The organism is Lactonifactor sp. BIOML-A5 (genome assembly GCF_009677585.1).
GTDB lineage: Bacteria > Bacillota > Clostridia > Lachnospirales > Lachnospiraceae > Lactonifactor.
In genome coordinates, this window is record NZ_WKYV01000006.1 from 141,279 (window position 1) to 158,659 (window position 17,381).

14 protein-coding genes are annotated in these 17,381 nt (G+C 49.1%); 11 read left to right on the forward strand and 3 right to left on the reverse strand.

The window, feature by feature from the left end:
- Window positions 1–34 precede the first annotated feature (34 nt).
- On the forward strand, window positions 35–1,414 hold the full coding sequence (locus GKG41_RS06440) for a glycoside-pentoside-hexuronide (GPH):cation symporter (RefSeq protein WP_154257721.1): 1,380 nt from the start codon (window positions 35–37) through the stop codon (window positions 1,412–1,414).
- A 112-nt stretch (window positions 1,415–1,526) separates the two neighbouring features.
- Here the strand turns inward: GKG41_RS06440 and acpS are convergent, their stop codons facing one another.
- Together acpS and GKG41_RS06450 are read right to left on the reverse strand one after the other, a co-directional pair.
- Window positions 1,527–1,907: a holo-ACP synthase gene (gene acpS, locus GKG41_RS06445; protein WP_154257722.1), complete on the reverse strand. Its 381-nt coding sequence runs from the start codon at window positions 1,905–1,907 to the stop codon at window positions 1,527–1,529.
- Window positions 1,904–2,608: a TetR/AcrR family transcriptional regulator gene (locus GKG41_RS06450; protein WP_154257723.1), complete on the reverse strand. Its 705-nt coding sequence runs from the start codon at window positions 2,606–2,608 to the stop codon at window positions 1,904–1,906. The genes acpS and GKG41_RS06450 overlap by 4 nt, the downstream gene beginning before the upstream one ends.
- 237 nt (window positions 2,609–2,845) lie before the next feature.
- On the opposite strand from GKG41_RS06450, the gene GKG41_RS06455 reads away from it, so the two are divergent.
- The 8 genes from GKG41_RS06455 to GKG41_RS06490 are packed head-to-tail and all read left to right on the forward strand — an operon-like array spanning window position 2,846 to window position 12,479.
- Window positions 2,846–4,582: a CocE/NonD family hydrolase gene (locus GKG41_RS06455; RefSeq protein WP_243140980.1), complete on the forward strand. Its 1,737-nt coding sequence runs from the start codon at window positions 2,846–2,848 to the stop codon at window positions 4,580–4,582.
- Window positions 4,583–4,609: 27 nt separating this feature from the next.
- Window positions 4,610–4,849, forward strand: a complete 240-nt coding sequence (locus tag GKG41_RS06460) for an acyl carrier protein (protein WP_154257724.1) — start codon at window positions 4,610–4,612, stop codon at window positions 4,847–4,849.
- A gap of 38 nt (window positions 4,850–4,887) precedes the next feature.
- The gene (locus tag GKG41_RS06465) at window positions 4,888–5,898 is read left to right on the forward strand and encodes a phosphate acyltransferase (RefSeq protein WP_154257725.1); all 1,011 of its coding nucleotides are present in this window, start codon (window positions 4,888–4,890) and stop codon (window positions 5,896–5,898) included.
- Complete coding sequence (gene buk / locus GKG41_RS06470; RefSeq protein ID WP_154257726.1) at window positions 5,898–7,049, forward strand: butyrate kinase; 1,152 nt, start codon at window positions 5,898–5,900, stop codon at window positions 7,047–7,049. Before GKG41_RS06465 ends, buk begins: the two co-directional genes overlap by 1 nt.
- Entirely contained in the window at window positions 7,039–8,184 is a 1,146-nt protein-coding gene (locus tag GKG41_RS06475) for an iron-containing alcohol dehydrogenase (protein WP_154257727.1), read from the forward strand. Before buk ends, GKG41_RS06475 begins: the two co-directional genes overlap by 11 nt.
- Before the next feature lie 48 nt (window positions 8,185–8,232).
- Window positions 8,233–9,411, forward strand: a complete 1,179-nt coding sequence (locus tag GKG41_RS06480) for an MFS transporter (protein WP_243140981.1) — start codon at window positions 8,233–8,235, stop codon at window positions 9,409–9,411.
- 30 nt (window positions 9,412–9,441) lie between these two features.
- Entirely contained in the window at window positions 9,442–10,497 is a 1,056-nt protein-coding gene (locus GKG41_RS06485) for an NAD(P)-dependent oxidoreductase (RefSeq protein WP_154257729.1), read from the forward strand.
- A gap of 11 nt (window positions 10,498–10,508) precedes the next feature.
- Window positions 10,509–12,479 (forward strand): FAD-dependent oxidoreductase, encoded by a 1,971-nt coding sequence (locus GKG41_RS06490; protein WP_154257730.1) that lies wholly within the window; start codon window positions 10,509–10,511, stop codon window positions 12,477–12,479.
- Between the two features lie 82 nt (window positions 12,480–12,561).
- On the opposite strand, the gene GKG41_RS06495 is transcribed toward GKG41_RS06490, so the two are convergent.
- A complete protein-coding gene (locus tag GKG41_RS06495) occupies window positions 12,562–14,121 on the reverse strand; it encodes an FGGY-family carbohydrate kinase (protein WP_154257731.1) in 1,560 nt (519 codons plus the stop codon).
- Between the two features lie 169 nt (window positions 14,122–14,290).
- On the opposite strand from GKG41_RS06495, the gene GKG41_RS06500 reads away from it, so the two are divergent.
- The gene (locus GKG41_RS06500; RefSeq protein ID WP_199884585.1) at window positions 14,291–15,337 is read left to right on the forward strand and encodes a zinc-binding dehydrogenase; all 1,047 of its coding nucleotides are present in this window, start codon (window positions 14,291–14,293) and stop codon (window positions 15,335–15,337) included.
- A 109-nt stretch (window positions 15,338–15,446) separates the two neighbouring features.
- On the forward strand, window positions 15,447–17,375 hold the full coding sequence (locus GKG41_RS06505; RefSeq protein WP_154257732.1) for an HTH domain-containing protein: 1,929 nt from the start codon (window positions 15,447–15,449) through the stop codon (window positions 17,373–17,375).
- The last annotated feature ends 6 nt before the right edge of the window (window positions 17,376–17,381 follow it).

Here is a 17,381-nt window from a genome sequence, read left to right on the forward strand (position 1 = left end):
GTTTTAGATAACACTAGAAAAAAGTGAGGTATACATGATGGAGAAGGCGGCATTGGGGAAAGCGGGGGAGTTGTCCAGAGGGTTTCTGTGGCGTCAGCGGATTGGGTTCGGAATCTCGGAACTGGCGTGCAACATCGGCTATATTTTGGTGAATACATATCTGCTGATTTATTATACGGATGTGGTGGGCCTTCCAGCAGGCAGGGTGTCGGTTCTGTTCTTGGCAACTAAGATATTTGATGCGGTTACGGACTGCCTGGTGGGGCGGCTGATTGACCGGACGAATACCCCAGTGGGACGCAGCCGCCCCTGGATGCTGGGAGGGATACCTGTTCTGGGCCTTGGGATGGTTCTGGTATTTACATCCCCGGATACCGGATTGACGGGGAAGACTCTCTGGGCCTGGGGGACGTACATGATGGTTACCTTTGGCTACACTATGATTAATATCTCTATGTCATCTATTCTTCCCTCTCTGAGTGCTGACTCCGGGGAGAGGGATAAGATTGTTACGGCAAAAACCATCTTCGCAAGCCTGGGAAGTATGATTGCTGCCACATTGGCCAGCTGCTTCCTGAAATCCCTGGGAGGGGGCAGTCAGGCACTCGCGTACTGCAGAACCAGCATGGCTTTTGCCGCAATTGTCAGCGTGATCATGGCAGTCAGTGTGGCATCCATACGGGAGATTAATCCACCTTTGATAAATGAGAAAAAAAGCAGTATCCGGTCAGATATGACATATCTGGGCAGAAATAAGCCTTACCTGCTTGTTCTGCCGTATACTTTTTCCTGGCTTCTGGGGTATGTGGGAATGTTTGCAGCTATGTCCTATTATTTTACGTATATTGTAGGGGATATCACTGTGATGGGTAAGGTGATATCTTGTATGACTGTGGGAAATATGGCGGGAATGGCAGTTTCAGGAAGAATCATCAGATATTTTTCCAAGAGAGATACCGTTATGGCCTGTTCGGTATTTCAGACCGTGGGCTTTCTGGGCATATGGCTGGGGGAAGGAACCGGGCTGGTTATGGCAGGGCTTATGCTGTACGCTGTGTGTTACGGAGTCTCCCAGCCGCTTTACTGGTCAATTACTGTTGACACTATGGATTACGGGGAATACCTGGCAGGAAAAAGCCTGGCAGGTACCCAGACGGCACTGATAGGCTTTGTAAGCAAGGTGGCAGGTGCCCTGGCAACCGCAGGAATCACAGGTATTCTATATCTGGGCGGGTATAATGGAGGCAGTTTGGTACAGTCACCGGCAGCTCTTGATGCTGTCCGGGTGGCTTTTATCGGACTGCCTGTTTTTAGTTTTCTGGGGGTTTTTGTTACTATGTATTTTTATAAATTGGGGAAAGAGGAGCATGATAGTATTAAGATGATGATTGACAGGAGGAGAATTGAGATTTAGTGGCGTAACCTGGGTATCGTCTCATGGGTATCCAAGACCTCCTCCCTTGACCGTCCGTCTGCGACGCTCCGCTCGCCGACTAAGTAACCCCGCGCTTCACATACACAAAACCTTATCTTTCCAGAACTGCTGTTGCAAAAGCCACCGCATAGTCCGTATCATAAGATAAAGAGATCAGTATCTGTGAAATCCCCTTTGCTTCCGCCAGTTTTTTGGCGTTTCCGTGGAGGGTAACGGTTGGCTGTCCCAGTTCGTTTTCCAGGATCTCGATTTCGTTGAGACGGAGGCTGTTTCCGTCTGCGGACAGGGATTTAAAAACGGCTTCTTTGCCGGAAAACCTTGTGGCGAAGCTGTACAGGGGAAGGGGGCGGCTTGTGATTAATGCAAGCTCGTTCTCCGTATATGTCTTTCTCACAAAGGGATCGGTGATGTCCGATACCGCTTTTTCTATATTTCGGATATTCAGGATATCTGTACCTATACCGTAGATCATGGCCGTTCTCCTTTCGGGGGTGCTGATTCTTTTGGCACCTCCATTTTCATGTCAAAGTCCTCAGAGGTGAGGCGCCGGTAGGTGAGGTAATTGGCGCCCACCCGCATGGTGTTTAACAGGTTGATAATCTCATGTACGGAAAGAAACTCATCGTCCTCAGAGGTCAGCCAGGTTCGGGCAGCCAGAAAATGAAGTTCCATGAAAATCTTAACAAAATATTCTCGCAGGCCGTCTCTGGGCATGCCGTCATCATCCATCATGGTATTGATATAGTCTTTTAATATCCCTTTTAATTTTTTAACAAAGTAGGTATCCCCGTTCTGAGGATCCAGCAGCACCGCCATGGCTTTCCGGTTATTCCGGCAGAATTCGAACCAGACATTTAAAAACCTGGGCGGGCTGTAATCAAATTTTTCTTCAAAGCGCTCCGGGGGATAAAAAGTTTTGGGGTGTTTTACAATAGCATGGTACTTCTCTGTCAAATCGTCGATCAGAGCGTTCTCTATCTGCTCCATTAAATCATAGATATCACTATAATACTGGTAAAAGGTACCTCTTGTAATATTTGCTCCTGCACAGATCTCTTTTACTGTAATCTTATCCCATTTCTTACAGGGGACGATAGCAAGATAGGTCTCCATGATTCTTTTTTTTGTCAGTTCTGATTTCGCTGGTTTGCTGCCGGCAGATGATTCAGTCATGTCAATTCTCCTTTCCCGGGGCAATGATTTAAATAAAATTCTACATATTTATAAGAAGTGTTCAAATTGAACAATGCAGCCAAAAGTGTCATGGGATCTTTGGACAGAAACACTTAAACTGGAGACATAACAGGTTATCCCAGAGAAATTATAGCACAGAAAACTTTGTCAGTTCAACAGGCATCCTGGTGACAAACAAAGTTTCATGCGGGAGACACGAAAAAGGAGGATATCAAATTGGCAGACAGAATTACTAAAACAGTGGATATGTCCGGGGAACCGGTGGAGATCTTTATGACAAAGATGATGAAACCCTGCACACCCGAAGAGTATGAGGCAATGTCCGTGGAGGAAAGGGAACATGCTAAGATTCAGCCGCCTATGAACCGGCGTGTCTATTCACCGGAGGACGGAATCATCTGTATGCAGGATGTACCGGTAAAAATGCGGGACGGAGTGACTATTTACGCAGATATTTATAAACCGGAGGAGGAGGGAAGATATCCCCTCGTTATCTCCTGGAGTTTTTATGGAAAAAGGCCTTTTGACGGGCAGTCTGAATGGCAGATCATGGGGGTGCCTCCCCAGACCGTATCGGATATGTCTAAGTTTGAAAGCCCGGATCCAGGGTTCTGGTGCAGGAGAGGGTATGCGGTGGCCAATGTAGATCCCCGGGGGATCGGCCATTCAGAGGGAGATTTTGTACAGTTTGGAACCCAGGACGGAAAGGATGGGTATGATTTTATTGAGTGGGCAGCCCAACAGGAATGGTGCAATGGCAGATGTGCACTGTCAGGCAACAGCTGTGTTGCCATGACACAGTGGAGAATCGCCTCACAATGCCCGCCCCACCTGGCCTGCATAGCGCCCTGGGAGTCCACCACGGATATGTACCGGGAATCTCTGGCTGAAGGCGGAATTCCTGCCCACACTTTTGTGCGTCTGGTGATGCAGGAGGCCTGCGGACCCAACTATATGGACAGTATGCCGGACAATCTGGAGAAATACCCTTACATCAACTGTGCCTACTGGAAGGATAAGAACCCGGCTTTTGAACATGTCACAATTCCGGTATACCAGGCAGCCTGCTGGAATCATTTCCATCTGAGGGGGTCCATCAATGCTTTCCGCAAGTGCAAATCCAGAAAGAAATGGCTGAGGGTGCATAGAAATTTTGAGTGGCCGGATGCCTATAGCTATGAAAATCTGGAGGAGCTGGAGCGCTTTTTTGCCCGTTACCTGAAGCTGGAGAGGAATGGATGGGAACTTACCCCCAAGGTGAGAATCGAGGTACAGGATACAGGAGAATTTAATTATATGACTAACCGGCCGGAAGAGAACTTTCCTCTGAAGCGGACCAAATATGAAAAGCTGTATCTGGATGCAGCGGATATGAGTATGAAAAAAGAACCGGTGGAAGGGGAAGCAAAAGCGGCTTATGACAGCGCAGAAGAAGAGATCACATTTGACTACAGGTTTGAGGAAGATACGGAACTCACCGGATATATGAAGCTTCGCCTGTATGTGGCTGCCGAAAGCTACAACGATATGGACTTGTTTATCAATGTCCAGAAATTAAGTACCGACGGAACCTTCCTTCCCATCACCCTCTTCGGGGAACCCCATCCGGGTGTCTGGGGGAAGATGAGAGTCTCCCGAAGGAAGCTGGACGAGAAGCTGTCTACCGATTACTGTCCGGTGCAGGCTCATACCTGCGAGGAAAAGCTGGAACCAGGTCAAATTGTCCCGGTGGATATTGAGCTTGTACCCACCAGCCGCTTCTGGCACAAAGGCCAGCAGATACGGGTGCAGATTGCCGGACGTTATATCCGTGAGGATTGGTTTGAACCTCTTACCTGGGACACGGACAATAAAGGAAGACACATTGTGTATACAGGAGGCAGGTATGAATCCTTCCTGCAGATACCAGTGGTTCCCCCAAGATTTCAGGACGGAGATATAATCATTCGCTAAGAACACAAAAAGAACAGGAGTGAAAAAATGAGAGAAGAAATTTTAGCCAAAATCATAGAAAAAGCCAGCAGTATCTGGAACGCAGATCCCGCATCTTTAAATGAAAACACAGAATTTGCATCCATGAATCCAAAATCAGCCCATTATTCCCAGCTTACCACATTTCTGGAGGATGAGTTTGACGCGGAAGTGCCGTATATGAACTTCAAACGCTGCAAAACCTTTGGGGAGGCGGCAGACTATGTCGCAGAACTGCTGGATGAATAAAGGTACTGTGTCATTACAAGGGAGGACCGGAGACAGATATGAATGAATTTATTCGCAGGATGACAGAAAAGGCAAAAGCCGCCCCTGGAAGAATCGCATTTCCGGAGGCATTAAATCCAGATATTTTGAGGACTGCTGAATTGGCAGTCCGGACAGGTATCGGCTTTCCGATAATGCTGGGGGTAAGAGAACAGATAGAAAATGCTGCGGCACAGTGGGGCGTATCCACGGAAGGATTTGACTATTATGACTGCAGCAGTGAAGAAAACCGCAGAGAACTGGCAGAAGAATACACGGCCGTATACGAAGACTTTTCTGAAAAGGCTGTGTTCAGGAAAGCAAAGGATCCGGTGCGGGCGGCGATGTTTCTTCTGAAGCTGCAGAAGGCAGACTGTGCGGCAGCTGGTAAGGAGTATTCCACAGGAGATGTGGTATTTGAAGCTATGAGTATTGTAGGGCTTCAGGAAGGGGTAGAAAGTCCATCCAGTCTGGGAATCGCGGATATTCCAGGTTTTTGCGGACCGGAGGGAACGATGCTGGGACTGGCGGATTGTGCCATAACAGCCCAGCCGGATGCAAAGGATCTGGCCGGAATTGCCATATCGTCTGCGGAGACGGCAAAAGCTCTGCTGGGATGGGAACCGAGAGTGGCGCTGCTGTCCTTTTCCACCTGCGGCAGTTCCGAGCACGAAAGCCTGGAGGTGGTCCGCAAAGCACTAGGGATTGTGCGCAGACTGCGGCCGGAACTTAAAGTTGACGGAGAATTTCAGCTGGACTCCGCGATCTTACCGGAAGTGGCGGCAAAAAAAGTGAAATGGGAGAGTGAAGTGGCCGGAAAGGCTAATATCCTCATATTTCCCAATCTCCATGCGGGAAATATCGGAGTAAAACTGATTCAGATATTCGGCCATGCCAATGCCTACGGGCCGGTGCTTCAGGGATTTGCACGGCCGGTCTGCGACTTTTCCAGAAGCGCTCCGGTGGAGGAAATGCTGGGGAATCTGGCGATGCTGGTGATCCGTGCGGCTTCTCAGAAAGGGGACTGCTGATGAAAACATATAAAATATTTACAGTAAATCCCGGCTCTACTTCCACTAAAATAGCATTATTCCAGGGGGATGAAAAAATTTTCTCCGCCAATGTGAGCCACGATGCAAAGATCCTGGAAAAATATGAAACATTGGGGGAACAGATGGGGTACCGCAAGGAGACCATTGAAGAACTCTTAAGGGAGAACCGGGTGGAATTAGACGGCCTTGACGCATGTGTAGGTCGGGGAGGAGGCCTTCTGGCAATGGAAGGGGGTACTTACAGAATCGATGAACTGGTGCTGAAGCATTCCCTGAACTGTGCCAATGGGGTCCTGCATCCGGCCTGCCTGGGGCCCAGCATTGCAAAGGAACTGACAGACCGCTACGGCGGAGAGGCTTTTGTGGTAAATCCCCCTGATGTGGATGAACTGCAGGATTTGGCCAGAATGACGGGCATAAAAGGCGTGTTTCGGGTCATCCATCTCCACGCGCTAAACCTGAAGGAGACGGCCATCCGCCATGCTGAACACCTAGGAAAACCATATGCAGACTGCAATTTTATAGTCTGCCATATCGGAGGAGGAATCTCTGTTTCTGCCCATAGAAAAGGCAGGATGGTGGACGGGTTTGACATTGTAGGGGGAGAAGGCCCCATGGCCCCTACCAGATGCGGAAGCATTGGGGCAGCGGAACTGCTTGAGTACTGTAAAGGAAAAGACCTAAAAGAGGTAAAAAAACTTTGTACTAACAGCGGGGGATTTGTCAGCCATATGGGCATCTCAGATGCCCTGGAACTGACGAAACGGGCGGCAGACGGGGACCGTTACGCAGAGATGCTCTGGAATACTATGATTTACCAGATCAGCAAATGCATCGGGGCCATGGCCGCAGTTCTCCACGGCAGGATAGACGGTATCCTTCTGGGGGGCGGTATGGTGTATAACGAAGATCTGGTAGGCCAGATCAGAGAAGCCTGCGGATGGATAGCACCAGTGACGGCCTACCCGGGGGAATTTGAAATGGAAGCTATGGCGGCCGGTGCCGCCCGTGTGCTGGATGGAAAAGAAGAGGCAAAAAAATACCGGGGAGTGTGCATCTTTCAGGGTTTTGATTTTTCAGACACACCGGAGAGTACTGGAATATTAGGAGGAATGAAAAATGGCGTTTGAATTTTTTGTAAATAGTGACATTGTCTTCGAACGGGATTCCATTTATAAGCTGCCGGATATCTTAAAAGAGTACGGAGCAAAAAAAGTAATGCTTGTATATGACAGCGGTGTAAAAGCAGCAGGGATTGCAGAGACAGTGGCAGCCGCTGTACATAAGGCTGAGGTTGAAACAGTGATTTTCGATAAGGTAATCCCCAATCCCACCAATGAGACTGTGGAAGAGGCAGCGGCAATTGCCCGGGCGGCAGGAGTGGATGTGTTTGTGGCGGTTGGCGGCGGCAGCAGCATTGATCTTGCGAAGGCCATTAATGTGCTGATGACGAATCCCGGTCCCATCGGGCAGTACGGGGGGATAGGTCTTGTGAAATATCCGGTGCTTCCGCTAATCGCTGTTCCCACTACAGCGGGAACCTCCAGTGAAATCACCAATGTCTGTGCTCTGATCGACACTGAAAAAGTAGTGAAATACGTGGTGATTGACAATAAAATTGTGCCATCCAAAGTGATTATTGATCCGGAATTCACAAAAACCATGCCGGCATCTGTCACGGCGGCTACCGGTATGGATGCCATTACTCATGCAGTAGAGAGTTATATTTCCAATATGGCAACCCCTCTGACCGGGTACAATTCTCTGAAAGGACTGAAAATACTCTATGATAACCTTCCCAGGGCGGTAAAGGACGGCTCTGATATGGAGGCCAGGGAGCAGATGATGCTGGGCTGCGTGATTACAGGCTTCGGGTTTTCCAACGCGAACCTGGGGCTGGTTCACGGGATTGCCCATACACTAAGCGCACACTTTAAATTGGCACACGGGATGGCAAATGCCACAGTACTGCCTTATGTCATTGCTTTTAACGCGGAAAGCTGCCCGGAAAAAATGGCAGATATGGCAGAAACCATCGGCCTGAAACTAAGTGGGAATCTGGAAAAGGATAAGTATCTTCTCTCAGAAGAACTCCTGGCCCTGACCAGGAAACTGGGGATCAAAACGCTGTCGGAACAGGGGATCCGGGAACAGGATCTGGAGATGCTGGCGGAAGAAGTCCTCCATGAACCGGTATTGGGATTTAATCCCCGGCAGGGAGTGACAAAGGAACAGGTTCTGGAAATCCTTCACAAAGCCTTTTAGACATACAGGATAAAAATGACTGCAGCAGAGGAAGAAAGGAAAAAGAAATTGAGCAAAGGGAAAAAAATTAAGATTATTACTGCCATTGTGTGCATCTCCTTTACCCAGGGGCTTCAGTATTCGGTATCCCCTGTGCTGGGGCAGATTCAGAATCATTTTCCGGAAGTAAATGTAAGCCTGATCCAGATGCTCATCACAGGTCCGGCTCTGCTTGCCATGGCTGTGGCAATTCTATCCGGATGGCTTGTTGTTAAAATCAGTAAGAAAAAACTGCTGATTTTCGGCAGCCTGGTAGCGGGAATTACAGGATTTGTGCCATTTCTGTCAGACAGTTTTGCGCTGCTGTTTATCTGCCGTATCCTCTTCGGCATAGGACTTGGCCTGGCCACTGCCCTTAATACTGCGGTGGTGGCAGAGTTTTTCCAGGGGGAGGAACGGGTATCTGTGATGGGAATACAGGCGGCCAGCGTGGGAGCCGGAATGGTGGTGATAACCACCCTTGGGGGAATCCTTGGAAAATTTGGTTTTGCCAATGCCTATGCCACACATACGATTGGGTTTATTGCCATGATTCTTATTGCAGCTATGCTGCCAGAGACGGGGACAGCCAAAACCTCAGGTACAGAAAAAATCAGGCTGAACCGCAAAGTGTTCCAGATTTCTTTGCTGGGATTTCTGGAGTTTCTTTTTTTGATTACATTTACGACAAATATTGCCATGCACATCAGCGGAGCCCTTGGGGGAGACACCGGAGTATCGGGAACCCTTACCGGAATATTTTCCGGGGCGCAGATTGTAATGGGGATGGTACTGGGCAGAATTACCAGGGTGACTAAATCAGGTACCCTGCCGGCTGCAATGGCAAGCTTTGCAGTGGGGGCGGCCATTTTGGTGGTATTTCCGGACCAGTTTGTGATGCTTATGGCAGGGGCTGTATTCTGCGGATTCTCACAGGGAATGTTTATTCCTACTGCCATGGTGGAGGTGGCAAATGCAGTCCCCCCGGTTGCCACAGCTATGGCATCCGCCTGTTTTACCTGTTTTATGTGTATCGGACAGATGATTTCCCCAGCAGTATTGAACACCCTTTCTGGGGTGATTTTTAAAGATGTAACCACTGGTCATGTATATATCATAGCCGCAGCAGGCATGGCGGTATCAGCTGCTTTGGCGGCGGTGATAAAAACAGGACAGGCAAATAAACAGCCGGTGCTCCCAAAAGAGTGACGGACTTTTCAATAAATGGAGGATGGAAAAATGAAGAAAAAAATGGCATTGTGTACGCCGATTCCCGAGAAACAGCTGGGGGTGATTAAAGAACAGTGTGAAGTGACCATATGCGGAGAATTAAGGCACGGCAAAGGAAATACAACGGAAGAACAGACAAAAGAGGAATGTCTGGGAAATGAGATTATTATTCTGGGAGACGAAACAGCGGGACGGGACACGATTGGCGCATGGGCAGAACAGGGAATGAAATTCATGGGCGTGGCAAAGGGGACACCGGCAACTGTGGATTGGGGCGCCATTGCGGAAGCGGGACTGGAACTGTCTTATACACCGGGGAGAAACCGGGTTGCAGTTGCGGAATTTACCATGGGCCTGATGATTGCCGCAGCCAGGAACCTGGCTCTTAGCAGCACAGGACTGCAAAAGGGAGAGCACCTGGGGGCACCGGCGGAAGATGTATACAAAGTTCCGGATGTGAAAAATGTAATCTGGGGACCATTGGATGAGAATCATCCTTTTACCGACTATGGCATTGGATTTGAATTGTATGGAAAAACCCTTGGAATTGCAGGATACGGAGCCATCGGAAGAGAAGTGGCAGTGAGAGCTATGGCATTTGGAATGGAAGTGATTGCCTACGATCCTTACTGTCCCGGAGAGAAAATAGAGGCAGACGGAGCCAGGGCTGTAGATTTGGATACCCTGTTAGCTAACAGCGATATGCTGAGCATCCATCTGCCCGTACTGCCTTCTACCAAAGGAATGGTAGACCAGACATGGTTTTCCAGAATGAAACCCACGGCTTATGTGATCAATACGGCGAGAGCCGCAGTCATCCACCAGCGGGATTTTGTGGAGGCACTTCAGAACAAAACCATAGCAGGGGCTGCCATTGACGTATACTGGCAAGAACCCATTCCCGCCAATCATCCCCTGCTCTCCATGAGAAATGTGACATTGACGCCCCATATGGCCGGGCTTACCACAGATGTGGATCAATGGTCAGGTACCATGATGGGGGAAGAAGTGATTGCTTATCTGGAGGGCAAACCGAGAAAATATATCTGGAAAGTACAAAAATAGGAGGAGAATTTATGGATAAAATGTGTTGTAAAAAAGGTGAGGCGTATCCTCATTTGTTTTCTCCCCTCAGGATCGGTAATATCCGCCTGAAGAACCGGATCATAGCTGCCCCTACAAGCCCGAGTATGATTACAGCGGAAGGGCATTTTACGCCGGAGATGACAGCCTATCTGGAAGAAAAGGCTATGGGAGGCGTCAGTGTGGTTACCTATGGAGAGGCCATCGTACATTCAGCCACAGGAAAATCTCACAATAAGCAGCTGCAGCTGGATTCCTTCGGAGTGAAACAGGGAATGGCTCAGACGGCAAGAGCTATACATAATGCAGGTGCCTATGCCAATATTCAGCTGTCCCACGGGGGAAAATACGGAGGTCTTGCCAGTGTGGGAGGAGATCAGGATACCTGTGAGGTGGCCTACGGACCCAGCCATGAGATAACCCCTCAGGGAGAGGTGCACGAGATGCCGGAGTCTGTGATTCTGGAGATTATAGAATCCTATAAAACAGCGGCAAAACTCTGCAGAGACTGCGGGTTTGATATGGTACAGGTCCATGCCGCCCATGGATGGCTGTTTTCCCAGTTTTTGTCCCCGGTTATGAACCGGAGGACAGACCAATATGGAGGAAGTCTGGAGAACAGGGCCAGATTTCTGCTCATGGCACTGGACGCAGTGAGGGAAGGAGTGGGACCGAGATTTCCCATTGAGGTGCGTCTGTCAGGGGATGATCTGACAGAGGCCGGGTTGAATCTGGATGAATGCATCCAGGTAGCAGGGATGATTGATGACAAAGTAGATTTGTTTAACATTTCCTGCGGGAATCATGAGGATCCTGCGCTGTTTTGCCGTACCCACCCCTCGGCTTTCTATCCCAGGGGGGTGAATGTCTATCTGGCAGCTGAGATTAAAAAGCATGTAAAAAAACCGGTTGCCTGTGTTGGATCCCTGAATGATCCTGCCCAGATGGAGGAGATTATTGCCAGCGGGCAGGCAGATCTTGTAGAGATTGGGCGGGCACTCCTGGCAGACCCTTATCTGCCGGAAAAAGCCCGGAAGGGACAGGCAGAGGACATTACTCCATGCCTGCGCTGCTATGAATGCTTTGGGGAGACCAGCAAAAGCGAGACGGTAAAATGTACGGTAAATCCCACTATGGGGCAGCAAATCTCAGAAAAATTCCCTGAAAAGGCACCGGAATACAGGAAGAGGATTCTGGTGGCAGGAGGAGGCCCTGCCGGAATGGAGGCAGCCATAACAGCAGCCAAAAGAGGACATGAGGTGACACTGGCTGAAAAGTCTGACCGTCTGGGAGGAAATCTGCATCCTGCGGGTTCTGCTTTTTTTAAGGAAGATATCCGGAAATTTTGTGATGTTATGATTCGAAGAACCAGGCAGGCCGGAGTGAAAGTTCTGCTTAATACCGAAGTGACAGAAGCGTACATCAAAGAATTCTCCCCGGATGCTTTGTTCGTTGCTATAGGCTCTGAAGAACTGGTACCCCCCATTCAGGGGATGGATCTGCCGCATGTGCGGATGGCTGTGGACGCAGAGCTTCATCCGGAGAAGCTTGGGAAAAAGGTTGTGATTATGGGCGGAGGCCTTGTGGGAAGTGAGGCAGCGGTATCTTTCTCCCGGGAGGGCAGAGATTGTACGATTGTAGAGATGAAGCCGGAGGTTGCGGAAGAAGTGAACTCTTTTTACCGGGGTGGACTGCTGCCTGAGATTGAGAAGGCTGCCGCAGTTTATGTGAATACGAAGGTAAAAAAGATTATACCTGGGGGAGTTGTCTGTGAAAAAGACGGGAAAGAACTGATACTGGAGGCAGATTCCGTAGTCTGCGCCCTGGGATTCAGGGCTCCCTATGGCCGGGTGGATGCCTTTTGCAGTCTGGTGGAGGAAGCTTATATTATCGGAGACTGCAGCAATGTGGGCCAGATTTACCAGGCGGTGAATGCAGCCTATTATGCGGCAAAAAGAGTGTAGCAGGCGATGGAACTGTAACATGAGGCTCCTGCAGTATCACGCATTGGTGACTGCAGGAGGCCGGGAAAGGTGACGAATGCAGTTACGGAATATGCTCCATGGTTTCTTTCAGCCTGCGCAGACTGCCGTCCAGATCCTGATACATCCCAACATAGTATGGATACAGCTTGTCATAAACGTTGGCCCACTCTTCCTCAGGCTGAATCATTTCCTTTACTTTAATGATCTTTTGAATGGTATCCGTAAGATTTGGAAATACACCTACGGCATTGCCTGCAATCAATGTATCTCCAAAAGGTACATCTCCGGATTTTTCGTCCAGCAGATACACCGGCATACGCAGCATAGAGGCTTTTATCTGTGACCATACTTTACTTTTGGCCCCGCCTCCCGTGATTCTCAGACATCTGGCGCCTGCACCGGCTTCCTGGATGGAAGTCATGACATGGCGCAGAGCAAAAGCAGTGCCTTCCATAACGGAACGGATGATATCCTCTCTTCCGGTATACAAAGACAGGCCGATAAACATTCCCCTGGCGTGGGAATTCCAGAGGGGGGCACGCTCTCCCAGAAGATAGGGAAAATAGAGAAGACCGTTGCTTCCCGCCGGGGCTTCTGCTGCCCGTTGATTGAGGTACTCGTATACGTTGATATGATGCTTCCGGGCATAGTCGGTTTCCGGCTGTCCCAGGGTATCCAGAAACCATTTCAGAGAGGCACCGCTGGTATTGATGGGGGCGTCGAAGATATAAGGGATCCCGCTGATAGAACAGGGCTTTGTGACAATAGGCAGATCCGGGGCACTGGCCTTTTGGGCGCCCACAAAGACAAGAGAGGTTGTGCCTGAGGATTCCCCGGCCTCTCCAAGCTGGCTTAAGCCGGTAGCATACATGGAGGCCATGGCATCACTGGCTCCGGCTGCTACGGGGATTCCGCTGAGTAATCCGGTGACACGTGCCGCCTCTTCTGTAACAGTGCCTATAATTTCATTGACCGGAACAGGACGGGGGAGAATCTGGTTCAGATCTGTACCGATGACCTGAGATATTTCATCGGACCATGTTAATGTATGAATATCCAGGCACTGGCACCTTGCGGCCTGATCCATATCCATGGTCATTTTTCCGGTCAGCTTATAATTGATGTAAGAGCTTGCCTGAAGTATCTTATGGGTTCTGGCAAATAAGTCCGGCTCGTGTTTTTTAAACCACAGAATCTTATTTGGGAGAAAGGCCACATCAGGCTGTGCGCCAATGATAGATACATAACGGTCAAAACCAATGGCATTTATAAGGTAGTTCAGTTCATTGGCAGAACGGTTATCCATCCAGATCATGGCGTGCCTCAGTATGTTTCCTTCTTGATCCAGAGGAAGCAGAGTAACGGTCTGGGAGCTGACAGAGATCCCCCTGATTCTGGCAGTAATATCCGGACCTGCCTGCTGCGTGACGGACTGCAAGATTTTCACTGCATTTTCCCACCAAAGGCCGGGGTCCTGTTCCGTCATATCCGGTCCGGGAAACTCCAGCGCATTGGCCTCCTGTGCGGACGCTGCCACATTTCCCTCCTCATCCATAATAATAGCTTTTATATTTGTTGTTCCCAAATCCATTCCCAGCAGATAATTTTTGGTATTGGTCATAGGTTTTTCCCTCCTCAGTTTGTTTTGTTACATCTTACTAAAAACACGCGGGAAGAGCAAAAAAGGTTTTGCCGTTTCCAAGCGGCAAATCCCTTTTTGAACCTGCAGGAATAATTTCTTACACTGGATACAGCAAGGAAACACAATGACAGGAAAGGAGAATTTCAGTATGAAAATGAAGGCAGCGGTAATGTATGGGCCAAATGATATCCGGGTGGAGATGACAGAAAAACCAGAATGTCCTGGGGATGGCCTGATTCTTAAAATTATGGCAGTAGGCCTGTGCGGCTCAGACATCCGGAATCTAACTACAGATTCCAGAAAGGGGAACTATCCCTTTATCTACGGACATGAGATTGTTGGAATTGTAGATGAGGCGGGACCCCAGGAAACAAAATATAAAGTAGGTGACAGGCTGTTCTTGTTTCCGGGGACATACTGTATGGAGTGTGATGACTGCATCAGCGGCCACAGCGAGAACTGCTCTGATAAAGAAGTGGGATCACTGGCAGGTACCGGGGGATTTGCCCAGTATGTGGCGGTAAAAGGAGAAAAAATCCGCCGTGGAGGTATCTATGAGATTCCTGAGAATGTTACCTTTGAGGCGGCAAGTCTGGGGGAGCCGCTAACTTCTGTATTTGCATGCCTGGAAAATATACAGGCAGGTTATCCGGACATCATGGCAATTATCGGGGCAGGCCCTATTGGGTGCTTTATGGCACAGCTTGCCAAGATCCGGGGGGCTGCCAAAGTGATTATGATTGACCTTAATGATAACCGCCTGAATAAGGCCAAAGAGTTCGGCGTAGATTTCACTGTAAACAGCACGAAGGAGGATCCTATAAAAGCAGTAATGGAGCTGACCGCAGGCAGAGGGGCTGATAAAGTGATATCTGCCACACCTGCCAACGCTACCCAGGCCCAGAGTATCCATATGGTAAAAAAGGGCGGGCTTGCAGTGTTTTTCGGCGGGGTGCCCAAAGGCTCTCTGACTGAACTGGACGGTAACTTGATCCACTACAACAATATCTGGATCAAAGGTCATTTCGGGGCCTCCTACAGTCAGTCAAAGCGTGCCTTTCAGCTTGCGGTTTCTCCGGTATTTCCCACGGAAAAATTCATAACCCACAGGCTGCCTCTGGATAAGATCCAGGAAGGTATCCGGCTGACCAGAACCGGGGAGGCGATTAAAGTAGTACTGCTTCCCCAAGAATAGAAGTTGTTTTTTACATAAGAATTCATGGGAAGTAAAATTCGTGTTACAATTATAATAACAGAGTTATTCATCTGACTAGAGCGCAGCAGGCAGGATAGGGGGGCGCAGGATGGAAGGATTGGTATTGCCTGCACGGCATAAAAAGCTGCTGCTTTTCCTGAACGGACGGCACGGTATCGTGACAGGAAAGGAACTGGCAGAAAGACTGGAATTATCAGAGAGAACCGTAAGGAGTGATATTCAGCAGATGAACAAGTCTCTGGTGCAATACGGGATACAGGTAAAGGCGCTTCACGGGAAGGGATATCTGCTGAAAATCCATAACAGGGAAGTATTTCACAGTCTTTTTTCGGAAAAGGACAGCCTTCAGACCAGAGAGGACCGGATCCGCAGCTTGATCCGCAGATTCGCAAAAAGCGGGGATTTTTGGGAGCTCTGTGACCTGGAAGAGGAGTTCTACGTTAGCAGAACAACACTGGAGAGTGATCTTAAGGAAATCAAGTCAAGAATTACGGATCATCAGCCATTTCTTAAAATGGAGAGAAAAGGAACCCTTATCCGGTTTGAGGAGGATGAGATCAAACGCAGAAATATCCTGATTCACCTCTACTGTGAAAACTGGGACTATGATTCCAGGGAAGGGGTTATGCTGAGAGAGGATGGAATAGAGTCTGATGTTCTGGAGCAGATCCGTCTGATGGTGAAGGATATCCTCAAAAAGTATAAGATTGCCCTGGACGACTTCGGGTTGATTTATATGACCATGGCAATTGCCGTATGTTATGTAAGGATTCTTGAGGATAAGCCGTTGTATCTGAAGGACGTAGAGTATTCCTGTGAGGATCTGTGCCCGAAAGCAGCGGTCCGGGAACTACTGGACGGTCTCTCCGAAGCCTGGGAGCTCTCTGTAGAAGAGGGGGAAGCTGCCTGGCTGTCAAATATCCTGGACCAGCTTAGTATTCTGAATTTTCACAGGAAATCTATAGACGAAGTCCAGGCAAAGACCCACCCGGCATGCAGCCAAGCATTGGGGACGGTTCTGCTTGAAATCAGGGAGCACTGCGGCTGGGATTTAAGCAGAGATGAAAGGTTCTGCGGGGATATGCTGTTCCATATGGAGGCGCTGGTAAACGGGCTGATCTCTGTACAGCCCCAGACCCGGTATCTGTTGAATGAAATGCGTATAAATTACCCCTTCCTGGGGACTGTAGCAGCCGGTCTGTGTACACGTCTGGAGAACTTCTGCGGGGTTAAACTTGGGCCGGAGGAAGAAAATTATCTGCTCCCTCTGCTTGTAAGTGCCCGGAACCGGTATCTGGAAACACAGAACAGCAGAAGAATTAAGGCGGCTGTGGTAAGCCATCTGAATTTTGGTCTGACATATTATCTCACAGAGCAAATTCGGCGGCAGTTCGGGAACAGAGTTAAGCTTTTAGGCCCTTATCCCGTGTATGACAGGGAAGAGATGGAGGCAGAATGTCCGTCATTTATTATCACAACCGTGCAGATGGATGTATTCCGGGAATTTGAAGTGCCCGTGGTTACGGTATCTCCGGCTTTGGAGAGACAAGAGCAGGAACAAATCCAGTGCTGTATTTCCAAAGCGGAGGATGACTGTATGTATGCGAAGCTTCCCAGACCACGTTCCGCTTATTTCCGCAGTGAGCTTATGCTGGAGATTGATTACAAAATGGAGCTGGACGCAGTCCTGAGCTTGATAGAGGAAAATCTGCAGTGCTGTCTCTACACAGATCCTGAGTGGAAGTTTACCTGGGAGGAGAGGAACATTTCAGTCTTAAAGCATGGAGTGCTTTTTGCCCACACTTTTGGCTCATCATCACAGGATACCTTGTTCTGCGCGGCAGATTTGAACTATATGCTTACCTGGAAAAAGTTCCGGAATATAAAAAAAGTACTGGTTCTTATATTAAACAGGGAAGAGCGGGAATATCTGGGAAGTTTTTACCGGGTTGCAGAGGATATTGCGGAACATACAGACAAAGGGATGGAGCGGGCGGATAAAGGGGCAGTTCCCTAAAGCAGC